The organism is Vibrio sp. GJ43-1, from assembly GCF_055808835.1.
This window is the reverse complement of record NZ_CM147885.1, coordinates 1,429,621-1,445,630: the sequence shown is the minus strand read 5'-3', so window position 1 is coordinate 1,445,630 and position 16,010 is coordinate 1,429,621. Positions and strand designations below refer to the sequence as shown.

10 protein-coding genes and 4 pseudogenes are annotated in these 16,010 nt (G+C 42.3%); 5 read left to right on the top strand and 9 right to left on the bottom strand.

Features of this window, described 5'->3' with window-relative positions; translation table 11 throughout:
- Window positions 1–22 precede the first annotated feature (22 nt).
- Entirely contained in the window at window positions 23–910 is an 888-nt protein-coding gene (locus tag AC0L66_RS23880) for a LysR family transcriptional regulator (protein ID WP_473569728.1), read from the top strand.
- A 221-nt stretch (window positions 911–1,131) separates the two neighbouring features.
- On the opposite strand, the pseudogene AC0L66_RS23875 reads toward AC0L66_RS23880, so the two are convergent.
- Window positions 1,132–3,892 (bottom strand): annotated as a pseudogene (locus AC0L66_RS23875) (bifunctional acetate--CoA ligase family protein/GNAT family N-acetyltransferase).
- Between the two features lie 318 nt (window positions 3,893–4,210).
- Between AC0L66_RS23875 and AC0L66_RS23870 the strand changes: the two are divergent.
- Together AC0L66_RS23870 and AC0L66_RS23865 are read left to right on the top strand one after the other, a co-directional pair.
- Window positions 4,211–4,822: an SPOR domain-containing protein gene (locus tag AC0L66_RS23870; protein ID WP_473569726.1), complete on the top strand. Its 612-nt coding sequence runs from the start codon at window positions 4,211–4,213 to the stop codon at window positions 4,820–4,822.
- Window positions 4,823–5,029: 207 nt separating this feature from the next.
- Window positions 5,030–6,022, top strand: coding sequence for a D-alanine--D-alanine ligase (locus AC0L66_RS23865; protein WP_473569725.1), 993 nt, complete (start codon window positions 5,030–5,032; stop codon window positions 6,020–6,022).
- Window positions 6,023–6,087: 65 nt separating this feature from the next.
- Here the strand turns inward: AC0L66_RS23865 and AC0L66_RS23860 are convergent, their stop codons facing one another.
- Window positions 6,088–7,032, bottom strand: a complete 945-nt coding sequence (locus AC0L66_RS23860) for a tyrosine-type recombinase/integrase (RefSeq protein WP_473569723.1) — start codon at window positions 7,030–7,032, stop codon at window positions 6,088–6,090.
- Between the two features lie 96 nt (window positions 7,033–7,128).
- Between AC0L66_RS23860 and AC0L66_RS23855 the strand changes: the two genes are divergently transcribed.
- Both AC0L66_RS23855 and yciH read left to right on the top strand, forming a co-directional pair.
- Complete coding sequence (locus AC0L66_RS23855; protein WP_473569721.1) at window positions 7,129–7,497, top strand: DUF3319 domain-containing protein; 369 nt, start codon at window positions 7,129–7,131, stop codon at window positions 7,495–7,497.
- A 1-nt stretch (window position 7,498) separates the two neighbouring features.
- A complete protein-coding gene (gene yciH / locus AC0L66_RS23850) occupies window positions 7,499–7,810 on the top strand; it encodes a stress response translation initiation inhibitor YciH (protein WP_265674375.1) in 312 nt (103 codons plus the stop codon).
- A 1,199-nt stretch (window positions 7,811–9,009) separates the two neighbouring features.
- On the opposite strand, the gene AC0L66_RS23845 is transcribed toward yciH, so the two are convergent.
- The 7 genes and pseudogenes from AC0L66_RS23845 to pntB form a co-directional block, all read right to left on the bottom strand.
- Window positions 9,010–9,609: a hypothetical protein gene (locus tag AC0L66_RS23845; protein ID WP_473569719.1), complete on the bottom strand. Its 600-nt coding sequence runs from the start codon at window positions 9,607–9,609 to the stop codon at window positions 9,010–9,012.
- Between the two features lie 430 nt (window positions 9,610–10,039).
- Window positions 10,040–10,192, bottom strand: coding sequence for a YoaH family protein (locus tag AC0L66_RS23840; RefSeq protein WP_265674394.1), 153 nt, complete (start codon window positions 10,190–10,192; stop codon window positions 10,040–10,042).
- Window positions 10,193–10,257: 65 nt separating this feature from the next.
- Window positions 10,258–11,393 (bottom strand): annotated as a pseudogene (locus AC0L66_RS23835) (conjugal transfer protein TraF).
- Window positions 11,394–11,478: 85 nt separating this feature from the next.
- Window positions 11,479–12,359 (bottom strand): annotated as a pseudogene (locus tag AC0L66_RS23830) (DUF2861 family protein).
- Complete coding sequence (vxrB, locus tag AC0L66_RS23825) at window positions 12,359–13,018, bottom strand: response regulator transcription factor VxrB (protein WP_250618624.1); 660 nt, start codon at window positions 13,016–13,018, stop codon at window positions 12,359–12,361. Before vxrB ends, AC0L66_RS23830 begins: the two are co-directional and overlap by 1 nt.
- Window positions 12,993–14,448, bottom strand: a pseudogene (gene vxrA / locus AC0L66_RS23820) (sensor histidine kinase VxrA). Before vxrA ends, vxrB begins: the two are co-directional and overlap by 26 nt.
- Window positions 14,449–14,613: 165 nt before the next feature.
- Entirely contained in the window at window positions 14,614–16,008 is a 1,395-nt protein-coding gene (gene pntB / locus AC0L66_RS23815; protein WP_265674396.1) for a Re/Si-specific NAD(P)(+) transhydrogenase subunit beta, read from the bottom strand.
- Window positions 16,009–16,010 lie beyond the last annotated feature (2 nt).

Sequence of the window (16,010 nt, the reverse complement as noted above, 5' to 3'; positions counted from 1 at the left end):
CAATGTTTCGGGGAAAGAATTAGTGCAAAACTCAATTACGCTAGAAGCACTACATATATTAGATGCGATTGATCGACGAGGCTCGTTCGCAGCCGCGGCGGTTGAGCTAGATAGGGCGACTTCGTCATTAAGTTATCAAATTCAAAAGCTTGAACAAGATCTCGATATTATGATTTTTGATCGTTCTGGCCATAAAGCGGCGTTAACGGATGCCGGACGTTTGATTTTAGAGCGTGGCAGAGTCATTTTACACGCCACCGAAACGATGGTGCATGAAGCTCGATTACTCGCGAACGGGTGGGAGCTCGACTTAACCATTGCTTATGACAGTATTATTCCAGTTGCCAATTTCTTCGAGCTTGTCGACAAGCTGGGGTCGGTGAGTAAAACGCGAATTAAGTTAGAAGAAGAGGTGTTAGCCGGATGTTGGGAGTCACTCAACGAAGACCGAAGTGATCTCCTTATTTGTCCTCAGCCGGAAGTCACACCTCAAGGGGTAAAAACTCAGGTTCTAGGACCAATGAGTATGACATGGGTAGCCGCATTCAATCATTATGTTCATAAAAGAAGCGGTGTCTTTGATAGTCAGGCAAGAGAGAAGTATCGCGTTATCGCGATTGCAGACACAGCTAGAGAGCAACCTGCGTTAAGCGTTAATATCTTGGAGAAACAGCCACGATTAACCGTTTCCAATTTAGAGGCTAAGGTTGATGCGCTCATAAACGGGCTCGGTATTGGTACTTTACCTACTCAAATTGCCGACCCTCTCATCAAAGCAGGTAAGCTCAGCCAAATTAATGGTACGACGCAAGCTGAAATTGATATTGTGCTAGCCTGGAAAAGAAACAATATGGGTGAAGCGAAATCATGGTGTATCAAGCATTTAACGAAGAATTGGGATTTAAAGTAACCACTAGTTAGTGGTGTGAAATTAAGTGCTTGAATAGGTCTATACGACATATTGCATTAATGATGGTGTAAATGTATTGGTTACACCGTCACGCCAGTTTGGGCTCAACTACAGAAACTGAACGCTTTAGGACAGTCATTTAATTTAATATGAGCGCTTTGGCTAGCGTAGCCAGTGCTCCCATGATTATTAACGTTAACGGTTTAGAGGATATACGTGTCCTAGCGTAGTTTCAGTACCATATCGGCAACGCCGTCTTCAAATTGAACATCCAATTCAAATCCTAATTTTTGTGCCAATGTTAACATGCCTCGGTTGGTTGGCATGGTCATCCCGGATATCTTCAGTGTCTGTTTCGCAACGCAATAATCGATAATTTTTTGCATTAAGACGCGTCCTAACCCTACGCCTTTTAAATCCGATCGAATCAATATCGCAAATTCAGCATCTGAATTGTCTGGGTTAACCAGTACTCGAGAAACACCGATGATTCGTTGTTGCGTGCGACTCGCATCAACAGCGACGAAAGCCATCTCACGATCGTAGTCAATCTGAGTCAAATTCGCGAGTGCTTCGTGATTGAACTCACCAACGTCAGAGAAGAACCGCTTATATAAATCCTCTTTTGTAACATTATTGATGAAGTCAGCGTGCAAAGGCTCATCTTCTGGTTTGATTGGTCGCAGTAGTATTTGTGATTGATCTTTAAGAGTAATTGTTTCTTCCATTTCCGTTGGATAAGGTCGGATAGCTAAGCGAGCTTGTGGATCACCACTAAATGGCCTAACAGCGATGGACGCGTCGAGAATAGTAATATCGTCACCATTTAAGAGAAGTGGGTGGATATCCAGTTCATAGATCTCAGGGCAGGCGACAATTATCTGTGACACTTTAACGATGAATTCGGCGAGTTTTGCTAAATTAATAGGGTTGGGTGATTTATGAAAACGTAGGGTTCCATTATTAATGGCGCCGACAATTAGATAACGAGCGAGTGCCGTATTAAGCGGGGGAAGCGCAGTTACGGCTTCTTTACTTATGTTCCAATCCGAGCCACCTTGACCAATAAACAGCGCTAGGTCCGAATGTTGGATCTGTCACGGCTTTAATTCTTATTTCTTGTCCGCCAGCGACCTTAGCCATTTTTTGGACGGTTAGTCCTTCTATTTTTGCATTAGGATAAGACAACGTCGTTCGGTCTAAAATGGATTGCGCTGCACTAGATACTTCATTTAGGTCTCGCAAGTTCAACATAACGCCGTGAATATCAGACTTGTGTGGGATATCGGGTGAGCGAAGCTTCAACGCTACAGGGTAACCAATTTGTTCAGCAAGGTGAATGGCTTCTGAAGGGTCATGAGCAAGCCAGGTTTTTAAGACGGGGAGTTTAAATAAATCAAATAACTGCTCACATAAATGAGACTCTAGCAAGGTCATATGCTCAGGAGACTGCTGTTGAGAGGTGTGACTAGAAAGCCAGTCATGCGCTCGACTTAGTTGTTCAGAAGAATATGAATCCGTAGTAGTCGGCGTTTCCATTAGTTGCCACTGGTTACGTCGATAATCCACTAAGTGCATAAATGCGGTTACCGCACTTTCTGGTGTTCGATAAGTCGGAATACCATTTTCAGTAAAGAGCAAGCGAGCTTGTTTTGCCGTTGCCTCTCCGGACCAATTCGTTAAAATATTGAAACGCTTAGACTTAGGGTGCGTACGAAGCGTTTCAATCACTTGTTGGGCTGTACCTTCTGACTCGGACACTGCAGAGGGACTGTGCATGATGAGAATCGCATCTATATCGTCACTATCTAAAACGCAATTGATCGCTTGGATATAGCGCTGCGCTGTAGCGTCACCAACGAGATCTATTGGATTGGATTGAGACCAAGTAGTAAGTAATACTTGAGATAAGTTATGTAGTGTTGTCTGTGACAATTCCGCGAGCTTACCACCTCGGTCGGAAAGGGTATCAAGCGCCATCAAAGCAGGTCCCATACCATTAGTAATGATGGCAAGACGTTCACCACGTAGTGGAACGGAATGCGTTAATGTTTCAACCGCAGCAAATAATTCATGAGTATTATTTACACGTAGCATACCCGCACGTTGTATTGCTGAGTCGTAGACAATATCGAGGGATAGCGTAGAGTCAGTAAGTGAACCCATGCTGTTTGTCCGTGATCTACCTGCTTTTAGCACTAAAATACGACGGTTGCGAGATGTCGCTCGTGCTGCCGACATGAATCGCCGTGCATCACGAATAGAATCAACATAAAGCAAAATAGATTCTGTTTTGCTATCGCGTGCTAGGTAGTCGAGCAAGTCATCAAAATCAATGTCGGCACCGTTACCCAAAGAGATGAATGCTGAAAATCCGATGTTTTTATCGTTTGCCCAGTCCAAAATAGTGGTACAAACGGCAGATGACTGAGAAATAAACGCCAATTTACCAGGCTTACAGTTAACCAGGTGAAAACGACGCGTTAAAGTTTTGCCATGGAAGCAAGATACCGAGACTATTCGAACCCAAAACTCGCATACCAGAATTCTTTGCAATATCAATACATTGCTGCTCCAAGCTTTTCAGAGGTGTTAATTGGCTGGCTTCGTCTATTAAACTCGTCTCTACCGAGTGTGGTTTGTCATTTTTAATGGCAGGATACTCGACGTCGAGCGTCATATCAGATGCCATTACGATGACGATTTTCACGCCGATCACTGAAAGTTCAGTAAATAGCTCGACATTCCGAGAGCCTCTAGTACAAAGAATGGCAAGATCTGGAGCAAAGGGTAGCTCGCTAACGGAACGATAACATAGAATACCATTTACGGATTTATATCTAGGATGAACAGGCAAGATTGTGCCTTGAAAGCCGCCAAGCAAGAGATTCTTAATCACCACGCCACTGCAGCTCGCTGTGCCTTTGCTGATGCCCCGATAACTGCGATAGATTCGGGTTTAAAGAGTACATCTAATGACATGGTTCATCCTTCTTTACTAATGACGATTAGGCGTTCAATGAACAAGTAGTAACCCAGATACATTATCGCGATGTCTATAGACTTCACGGTTATGAAGGCGGTTACGACCAAGAGCAGCATGGGCTGCTTTAGTTACTATATAGTAGCGCAGTCCATGTTCAGTCGGAATTTCATTGTCTAAATTTAGAGATAACATATTGCTGTGTCTCGAATATTGTGTAACATGTCACAGCATTGGACTGCTGACATTCGGAATGATTGAATCAAACAATTTCTGTCGGCATGATTTAGAGAATTTGATATTTGGGCAGTAAAGCTATGAAAAAAATTGTTATCGTAAGTATCACCGCATTGTTGGCGGCTTGTTCTTCAGGTGACTACGTGTCTGAAGTTAAATCTGAAAGCTACCGTGAAGATTACGCACCTGTTGTCGAATCGACGACAGACCAACCTGTCGCGGTTGCGGCAGCGGCAAGTGCGACAGAAGCAGCAAAGAAAACGGACGTAGCAAAAAAACCTGCACCACAAAAAGCAGAGCCTCAATCCGTTGTAACGAAAACTCAAGCTCAGCCTGCAAAAGCAAGCGCCGCAGATAAGAGTGTCGTTAAAATTGTCCCACCATCGAAAAAGCAAATCGATCAGGACTATCGTTACGGTTTTACGATTCAGGTAGCGGCGGTTGGTACGAAAGATAAAGTGGCCTTATTCTCAGAAAAATTGCCTAAAAACGGTCAACCGGTTTGGGAAAACTACAAAATGGTCAATGGTACTAAATGGTATTCGGTATTGTACGGAGACTACGCCACACGTAAGAAAGCACAAGCAGCGATCGCTACATTGCCAAAAGAATTTCAATCGCTTAAACCATTTGTCAAAAGTATCGATAAGATTAAAAAATCCGACTACCCAACATTAAGTAAACTTAATTAGCGCTCAATCTATTGATTTTTGGCCTCTAGTTAGGCTCGCCGAATATTATGCATCCAGCTATTGAGTTACAGGCTCATGCCCTGGGTGCATTTTTGTATGTAAAATATGCATACAGTAAGGTTTTCGGGATATTTAACACTTTTTGGACTGAATCTTAGGGCACGATCGTTTATGATTTACGTCCAACGACCTAAGGACAGATGTACAATGTCAAACATGAATATTCTTCTACTATGTGGTGGCGCCTCAAGCGAGCATGAAGTCTCACTTGTGTCTGCTGATTACCTAGAATCTCAGCTACAGACCAATCCTCGTTTTGATGTTATACGCGTTGAAATCACAGCAGACGGCTGGCGATGTCAAGATGGTCAATTGGTGTCCTTGGACGTCAACAAAAAAGCCCTAGTTGGAGAAAATCGTCACCACAACATCGACTATGTCGTTCCGTGTATCCATGGCTTCCCAGGTGAGACCGGAGATATCCAATCGCTGCTGGAAATTGCAAACATTCCTTACTTTGGCTGTGGCCCTGAAGCAAGCTGTAATAGCTTTAACAAAATAACTTCTAAGCTATGGTATGACACCCTTGGCATTCCAAATACGCCATATCTATTTTTGACTGAAAATAATAAACGCGCACATACGCAGGCTCATGATGCATTCGACAAATGGGGAAAAGTGTTTGTTAAGGCTGCGAAACAAGGCTCGTCAGTGGGTTGTTACAATGTCACCAATAAAGAAGTACTTTCAGATTCTATTGATGCGGCATTTGGCTACTCTGATCAAGTTGTGATTGAGAAGGCCGTAAAACCCCGTGAGCTTGAAGTCGCTGCATATGAGTATAAAGGGAAATTGCATATTACGTTACCTGGCGAAGTCACTGCGCCGGAAGGAACCTTTTATTCGTATGATGAGAAATACAGCACTGAAAGTCATTCGACCACGGATGTTGAAGCAAAAGGCTTAACTAAAGACCAGCAAGCGAAAATTCAGCAGTATTCAGAGAAGGTCTTCACCCAGATGAAGTTGCGACACCTTTCTCGTATCGATTTTTTCTTAACAGAAGACGATGAGATTTATTTGAATGAAGTGAACACATTCCCCGGTATGACTCCAATATCTATGTTCCCTAAAATGGTGGAACACTCAGGCGTGAAGTTCGCTGACTTTGTTATTGACTGTATAGAGCGGATAGCCTAACCGTTGAAGCGGTCATAGTCATAGCACTCTAATAATAGTCATAACACTCTAATATCAGCGGGGTGTTATGACGGTTTAAACTTACTTTTCTCTTTCTCCGAACTCTCTGGATTACCCGTGTATTGAAGTGGCATTGCGGGACTGGCCCAACGTCCAAACTCTTGTATATCCCGTACTTTATAACCTTCACTCCACAGTTTTTTTACGGCTCCAACACGACCAGACTGTGAAGAGAAACGCCGATAGTCCGGTAAATTCAGCAGCTCACTAGCGCGTCTCAAAATTCTGTAGATGGACGAATCGTCTAGGACGCCATCCTTCATATTGCCATGGCGATCGATTGAGACAAAAAGCGGTGTGTACGGGTTGCAGTCTAGCCATGCAATTAACATTGATGCGGCAGTGTGGCTCAACACATAACGCGTGCCATCTATGTGTAGATAACTCGTTCCATCTAACGTTTCGACATGTCCTTGAGTTAATTGTCGTAAATCCTTTCGCTTTAACGCACATTCATACATGACGTAATAGATAGCAAGGTCACGTCGGTCTCTAGGTTCAGGTGACGCTGAAAGTAGGGCATGTAAATCACTTAAATGATTTTCGGTAAATGCATTAGTCTCTTTAACTTTGTCTGCGCCTGCTATTCGGATTTCATTGAGGCTTAACCCTATTTCTCGACCTTTCGTCGGGTCTTTAAATCCGAGAACAGTATGTACCACGCCTATAGTGACCGTGTAACGCTTTAGCGTAGAGTATTTCCTCGAGTGTCGCTCTTTATCAAGAAAGCGTCTAACGGCGGTAACCGATGCAGGAATACTTGAAACGCCATTTAATCGACAAAACTCATTAAATAGACGCCAATCTTTGGATAGCGCTAGTAATGAACTTTTTGAGTAATAACAGCTTGTTAATTCATTAAATTGCGCTGGAGTTATAGAGTCGACCAGAATCGATTTAAATTTATTAACTTGATGTCTTTCTGTGATCAAAGGTATGTCTTTTTTCATTTTAATGCACTATAACTTAATTGATTGGTAAATAATAACTGATAACATAGACGCGTTAATACAAGTTTAGCAACAATAAATAAGAGATGCATCTTTATGGCTTTAGCAAGTTATCGAGGGTTCACCCTTAAATCTATCGGTAGTGAAAACCAAATCTGGAAAGTCACGATCAAAAACCGTGAGCTAAAGGGCAGTCTATCGGCAATTAAAAAAAGTATCGATTGGTGGTGTGATACTGCCTCAATTATCGATCCGACACAGCTAGCAACAGCGACACAACGAACAGATAGCGCTGGTGTACAAGAGCTGTTTAATGGCTATATGATAAAAAATGACACTGGCGAAAATAACGCATGGTACTGTATGTTTAATGGTAAACTTATCAAAGGTGGTAAGTTAGCTATCCAAAAGCATATCGAAGCTTACCTAATCGCAAAAAAGAAAGCAGAGCAACTAAAGAAATAACATGACACTTGTATATTCAACGGAAATTGGCCGTATCAAAGAAGACAAACCTACACCTCAGCGTGAAAAAGGTGATGGTATTGTCCGCATTCAAAAGCAAACCAAAGGACGTAAAGGTAAAGGCGTTTCCGTCATTTCTGGTTTGGATTTAGATGACGCGCCACTAAAGCTACTCGCGGCAGAACTTAAAAAAGTATGTGGTTGTGGTGGATCTGTTAAAGACGGCACAATTGAAATCCAAGGCGATGCTCGAGATAAAATCAAAGCAGCACTTGAAAAGAAAGGCTATACCGTTAAGCTATCTGGCGGTTAACAATCGTGACCAAGTAAAGCCAGTACGAGTGACGTGCTGGCTTTAACTAAACCTTCGGCTAAGTCGCTATAACATAATGAGCATTTTCTTAATCCAAATTAAGAAAGTGATTATTAGGTATTTTATGGTAAATAGCGTTACGGTTAAATACGCTTCAACAATACTCGACGAATAGCGGTAGGGAACGTTCAATATAAGGTTTCTTTTGTAACTCTAGCTGCCATTTAACATAATATACATAATGCGCACTAACGTACCCAAATTTAACATTTAGGCACACACGTTCAAAACTGTCTCATCCATTACAGTACGTTATTGATATGTATACCGAACTCCCTATGAAAATTTCTTTCCTCAGCGTTAATCCCTCATACAATCCGAATGGCTTGCTGCATACTGTACGTCTAACAACCTAAAATTACGCGAAAAAATAGTTTCGCCGCCCTTCAAATTCCTGAGGCACTTCATGTTTTATGAGTCATTCAAAATGTTTTACTGCTGTGAGCTTTCACCTATGCGTTAAGGCGCTGAGTTTTTCACGTTAATGTTGCCATCGTTCGTCCGGCATTCACCAATTCACTCACTGTAAAACTGCTGAACGTAATATTGATTGACCATTTGTTTACCCATGAACTTCTGCATCTTCTGTCCATTCGTATCGTGGGCTTTGGTGAATTAACTTGTCTCTCTGGGCACTTAAAATACTACTCAGAAAGTTTCAGGGTTGAAATACTATAGCTTACTCGCTAGTTCCAACTAATGTTCGCTTTGGAAAACCGCCGAGCTACACAATCTATCTCTATCGACCAAAACACTCCGACACCTGAAACAATGCAAGCATAGCTTTTTGATTAAGACGCTTAATGTTAACTAGAATGTATTTTTAAGCGATTTGTATTTTCGTCTACCGCTAAGTCAACGATCACGGGATATGAATCATCTTCTCTAGTGTTATCTATCGCGCGATAAAGTCACCCTGTCACATTAGGTAAGATTGGTCATACTATAGTCCTGATACACTCTAAGTCCTATACGTACTAAAATCAGCACTGTGTTACCGCGTCACGCAAGCCGAATTCTACCTTACATCATTCGTAAACATCATCACGAATGCGACACTTATATGCCATAAGATTCACATAGATTATTAGCCATTACCTAATGCTGTATATTTAAACAGTGCTTCGCGATGGGTGTCACTACTTTTTAAAGTGACTGTATATGTCATCAATCGACCCAGATACGTCGAGTGGATTTGTGAGCCCTTGCACTAACATCATTGCCGAACTGATTTCGGCTAATGTGCTATTTCGCGAGCAGGCGACTCGCTCTGGAGTTGACATATAAGTATGTGGCCAACCAGCATAGCCACCTTTTCGCCAGTTATCATTCGCACCACCTTCACTATCACTTGGTAATCGAAAGTCATCTTCTTCTGCGTTATCGATGACAACCATAACTAAGTCTTGGTCTCTTGGGTAGTAACCTGGGTTCATGCCCAAAATTCGTTCGATTTTTAGGTGTGTTAGGCTTTTACCAAAGCTATCGAATGTACTACGGTCTGTGACCCAGAATACACCATCTTTTCTACCTAGTGTCTTGTTGGATTTGACGTGCTCTTCAAAGATTGCCCTTGGAAACACACAAACTGGCATGTCAAGTTTATAGTTCGTCACTGGCACGATAGCCGTAGGGACTTTGTCGATAACGGCCAAAGCGGAGCAAAGCTGAGTTGGAGTGACTAGGTTCTTAGACTGCTGCATTAACCGTCGAGCTAATATGGAAGACGATGGAAACATAATATGACCTCTGTAAATGCCGGGTAGTAAAAACGACAACTCTTGCGTCAATAAGCTGTCTCAATATCATTATGGCACAACGCTCATATAACGTAGTACATGATAATAATATGCCTCAATGCCTTAGTTATAGTGCGTGATGGATCCTCTTCTAATCTTACTATAAGTAAACACTTACTTTTGCCGTATACTCCAGCACACGAGCCAGCATAATATGCTAGTGGAAATTAAGCGCAATTCCATTCTGTAATTTAGTTACAAAATGGAATTGCATCTCGATATTGCGGCAGCATAATGTGCTTTGGTAAGTTGCTGTTATTTCGTTGTATTTTAATCAGTTATGTATGCTGTCAGCATGAAATGGTATGTATTGAGACACAAAAAAAGGCTCCCTATTGGGAGCCTTTCATGTGATTCTGTTTGATTTTAACTACTTGGGTAATTCTGCTTTTTCTTTACGTATTTGCTCTGCGACCATTTTGATTGCTTGAGCAGTACTAATACCTTGCTGCATAAGTTCTTGAATTTTCTCGACAGCAGCTTGTTGCTCTTGGTGAGATAAGGTTGGTAAATCGTCAAACATAAAGTCCTCCTGACGAAGTGTGTCTTAAAGAAGGACTATAAACGATAATCTCAATCAGGCAAGCGCTAATAAGTGGTCATGAAGTTAATCGTTGCGCCCATGGCTTGTGGAGAGGTGTAACTCGCAGCAATATCGATTTCGAAAATGTTTAACGGGCTTAATCCAATACCAGCGGTGATCGTTCCCTCCGAATCACGCGCCATATTTTTCATGTACCCTCCCCTAAGTTGGATTTGTCGAACTAGATCAACTTCAATACCCGCTCGTAGCATTTGTACGTTATCGTCAAACTGGGTAAATTTCTTTTCTTCATTCAAGTCGTAGTCCACTGAAAACTGAAAATAGTCGGCAATAAAACCTGCACCTACCGTATAGAGTGGCGTCAGCTGATATTCGTATCCATAGTTAATATTCCGACCTCCAATATCAACCACTCCAGTAGCGGTTTTAATGTTTCTCGACAACATATTTTTTGCAGAGAACCCCGCTCTAAACGGGCCATTGAACCAGAGTGCGCCCGCATCTAAGTTAAGCGCTGTTTCACCTTGCGAGTTTTCACGAATATTATTGAGGTTAAAGTCTTTTAGGGAGCTTACTGACGTGTAGGTATAAATACGCTGTAACTTAGGTGTGACACCAAAAGAAAAGTGTTGCCCAAAGAGTGTCTGATATCGGGCTAACGAGATCCCTACTTCGGTGACAGCAACCGATGCGGTCTTGACCGCCGACTGATTCGCGTTCTCTATATCTGTACCACCAGTCGCAATATCTGGTGTGGCTACATTTTCAGCATACGCTTTACCAAATATATTCGCCGCTAGGTAGCGATTTGGTATTCCAAATGCTATAGCCCCACCAAAATCTACTTTCGCCTGAGTACCATGCAAGGCATTGAGCGTAGCGCCTGAAGGCGAATTAATGGCAGTGTCGATCTTATCTAACATTTGGTCTTCGTCGTTATAGCTCACGCCTAAACTCGGAACTAACATGCTTAAGCGTCGTCATTACGTCTATAAATGGCGACTAACGCCGGGTTGTAGAATGGTGCAGTAAGATAAGATGCAGAGACAACACCGACTCCGCCCATCGCATCGCCTCTTGCATCAATCGCTAATGTTGATGCGTGTGACATTGCGAAAGGCAACATTGAAGCTGTTGAAACTAATGAGAGTGTGGTGAGCGTTTTAATTCTTGAGTTCATTACGAAAATGCCGTTAATCCTTTATCTAGGTATTAACGGCATCAATTGAATTTACTTTAGTGATTAGAGCATTGTTTTACTGATGTTAATCATCAACTGAGACATCAAACGTTTTACTTATAATCTGAGAGCGCTCAAAGAGAATTGGACCTTGCCATCTTGTTTGTTTCATTGAAACGGCTAACACATACTCTGGTCTGGTGGAATATTCTTTGCCTTCAGTTCTGTTGGGTAATCCGATTCGTACTCCTGACCCCATACTTGCGTATATTTGCCATCCACATAATCATAGAGCCCGACTTCTAGCTTAGGTAAAGGGCAATATGGATTCAGTAATGCGTTTTTCTCAATTTGCCACTTATCTTTAGCGGACCATCGCACCGTTTGCTTTAGCGCTTGGTCTGTAAAAATAAGCCACTGACTCCACGCTTCACCATCAATCCGTTTTACTTCTAATCGATATAGACCAACATCAATTGGTGAAGTCAAATTGTAGCGAATCCCGTAAATCGCCGATTGAGTGACAACGTCACTAGCAGCATTAGTAAAAAACTCACGATCATTCGAAATTTTCCGATTGACCCACTTTTTCAGCGTGATCGACGATATCGCTATCTCCGACTCGAGTTCAATAGTTGCTTGAAAAGTGTCTCGCCCGGGGCTTTGAATCGATTGCTGTTTAACTATGACAGAACTTAACCATTTCGGTAGTGGCTGTGATGAGTAGCCTTTACCACAATCGGCTTCGAGTGACTGAAGAAACAAACGGTTGATATGAGTTTTTATCGTTTTCGATGGTTGTTGTTGCCAAATCTCAACTAAAGACTGAAACATTGATTCTTGATCTTTCGTCAATAGATGTCGATGTGCTTGTGAGATTGGCGTATTGTTCTCAAACCACTCAGCACCAACCTGAGTTGATGCTGTGAGTAGTGAACAAATCAAAAGCAATGAATGTTTTGACATTAGCCTTTCATTTTATAACCAACACCACGCAGAGTTTCAATTTCTAACCCTGGTAATTTTTGGCGTAATTGTAATACGTGAGTATCTACCGTTCTTGTCGTAGGGAAGTGATTATAGCCCCAGACATGGTCGAGTAGTTCATCACGGGTGAACACTCGGCCTAGATTGCTTGCCAAGAACAGTAATAGATCAAACTCGGTACGAGTCAGCGTGATCATCTCGCCTTTGTAGTCTACTTCTCGTGTAGATTTATCGATCACCAAACTATCAGTAACCACTTTGTTCGTTTCTTCAATATCTGACTCAGGGGCACGAAGTTGTGCACGTACACGAGCAAACAATTCAGCTTCAGCAAATGGCTTTGTTAGATAGTCATTTGCGCCAGCGTCTAACCCCGTCACTTTGTCTTTTACCGTAACAAGTGCCGTTAGAAGAATAACTGGAACATCTTTTATTTGTTTCCAGCCAGGTAAATGTTGTACTGAATCACCATCGGGTAGCTGACGGTCTAGAATAACGAGATCCGCTTCTTCCCAATACTGTTCAACTTGAGAGATAAGTTCTGCATGTAGGCAGTTATACCCGGCTAACTCTAAGCTTACTAAAAGGCCGTCAGCTAGATTCTTGTCATCTTCAACAAGTAGCAGTGTCTGTTTCACAGGGTATCTCCAAAATAAATGTTGTAGGCGGTCCAGCTAGTGACATTTTGCCACCCATTCGACCCACCATAGATTCTACAATCGTAAGTCCTAACCCAAGGCCAGCCTTACTAACAAATGGTTTCCTCAGTTCGCGCCAATCGCTTGCTGACAATGGACCATTGTCTATCACTTCAATTCTTAGTGAATTTGAAGAAGTGATGACATTTAACGTAACCGGAGCAACACCGTACTTTATCGCATTGCGCAACAGGTTATCGATACATGTACCTAGCCAATATATATTGATTTTAACGGCGATGTCCTGATTAATAGTCAGATTAACGTCAACTTCAAATTCCTCCTCCGCTTTGAAGCTTAACCAATCTTGGACAGATGGAAGCCATTCTGTTGCAAGGGGTTTGTTATCTGACTGCAAATAATCTTTACTCGCTTCCGCTAATTGTCTTAATCGCCGAGTGTCTTCACATAACCTTCGGAATTCATCATAAACAGATTCTGGTAATCTCTCAAACTCTCGACGAAACCCTTCTACTGTCAAAGACAAACTCGCAATAGGTGTTCTCAGCTCATGGGTTAAGATCTGTAGTACAAGCATACGACTTCTTAGTTCTTCACGCTTGCTATTCCAGCGATAAATAGCCCATCCAATAACCAATAGTATATTCGCGATGATCAATACGATCATGCTTATTCTTAATACATCAGAATGATCTTCTACTTCCCAGCACAAGTTACCGCGTTGTACAAAACAAGTGGATGTTTGTGATGCCAGTTTGTAGTTGAGACCCGCTTCTTTAATATTATTCTTCCAAACATTCGGTTCAAAGAGATAGTACATATCTCCTCGCCTTAGCCACAACTCTCCATTTTCTACAAACATTGAAGAGCCGCGTATAAGTGAAATAACCGTTTGCTCATCCATGACTTGCAATCTGCCAAGCAATGAACCAGGCGGTGAGAGTTCGCGTTCATTAATATGCATGAACTTTTTTAACTCTTCTGCTTTCTCTGGATACTTGGCAATGTATCTCGCAGCGTATGTCCCCCCTCCTGGATGAATCAACCCACTTCGAGCAAACCACTTCGTTGATATTTTTCTTCCACTACACATCGCTCGAGTGAAAACTAATGGTTCAGTAATCAACGGGCTTAGTGGCAGTTTACCACTGCACTGCTGCGCCAATCGATACAGTTGCTGAATTGACTTTAGAGGATACTTTGTTGTTTGTGGCAACATAGACACCTAGCGTCAACAACTGTGTTGGGAAGTCCGCTTGGATGACACGAATGTCATAGGAAGCCTTTGCTTGCTCATAATCAAAAAAGCTTACAAAGTTATCAATGCGTTCCGGCAAAGATTCAGCGCTCGCAGAACTAGCGAGCGGTAATATAATCGCAAGCAACAATGTTTGAGTTAATTTCTTCAAAGGGCTGATCTTGTCTCTACGTAGTGAGATTGCAACAGAGTTTTACATATTATCGGCAAGATTCACGCCAAGTGCACGCAAATATTCTGTTAATAATGTGTTTATCGTGTAAAAAGTCGAAAAAAAAGCCAGCTTCCGCTGGCTTTCTCGATTGTCACGCTTTTATCAAAGTGCTTTTGAAATCGCATCAACACTTTCTTTAGCATCACCAAATAACATTGACGTGTTTTCTTTAAAGAAAAGTGGGTTTTGAACACCTGCATAACCGGTGTTCATCGAGCGTTTAAACACGATGACATTCTTCGCGTTCCAAACTTCAAGGACTGGCATTCCCGCAATTGGGCTATTTGGATCTTCTAGCGCCGCTGGGTTTACCGTGTCGTTTGCACCGATAACCAAAACCGTGTCAGTCTCAGGGAAGTCATCGTTTAGCTCGTCCATTTCAAGAACGATGTCATACGGAACTTTCGCTTCAGCAAGTAAAACGTTCATGTGACCAGGAAGACGACCTGCTACCGGATGAATGCCAAAACGGACATCGATCCCTTGAGCACGAAGCTTTTCGGTAATTTCATGAACGGGATACTGAGCTTGAGCCACTGCCATACCATACCCAGGAGTTATGATGACTGATTTGCTATCTTTGAGCATTTCAGCCACGTCTTCTGCTGTTGTTTCACGGTGTTCACCTTGCTCTTGATCTTCAGAAATTACAACTGTTTGACCAAAACCGCCAGCAATAACACTGATAAATGAACGGTTCATCGCCTTACACATAATGTAAGACAGAATCGCACCAGAAGAGCCCACTAACGCACCTGTAACAATCAGCAGATCATTTGCAAGCATGAAGCCTGCTGCAGCGGCAGCCCAACCTGAATATGAGTTCAGCATTGACACGACAACTGGCATATCAGCGCCACCGATAGAAGCGACTAAATGGTAACCAAATGCGAACGCAATCAAAGTCATGACAAGAAGCGCAAACATGCTGCCATCTGCTTTCACGAAGTAGATCATAAGAAGCGTTGAAACGACAATCGCCGCTAAATTCCATTTATGCTTGTGAGGAATATTCAGTGGTGAAGAAGAAATGACACCACGTAACTTACAAAAAGCAACAATGGATCCTGTAAATGTCACCGCACCAATGAACACGCCTAAAAAGACTTCAACTAAATGAATAACATGTTCAGCGTGCATTTCAGCGAGATCGGTTGAAATAGCAACAGGTGGCTCCAAGTAGCTGTTATAGCCTACTAAAACCGCTGCAAGGCCAACAAAACTATGAAGAATCGCGACTAATTCTGGCATCTCAGTCATTTCTACTTTTTTTGCGTAGAAAATACCGATCGCACCACCGATTGCCATTGCGATAATAACCCAAGCAAACCCTTGGGCATCTGGGCTAAAGATCGTCGCAATCAATGCGATAGTCATACCCGTTATGCCATAGTAATTGCCTGAACGAGCAGATTCTTGCTTAGAAAGACCTGCTAAACTCATGATAAAGAATAACGCCGCGACAATATAAGCGGCTTGTACTAATCCTGCAGACATGT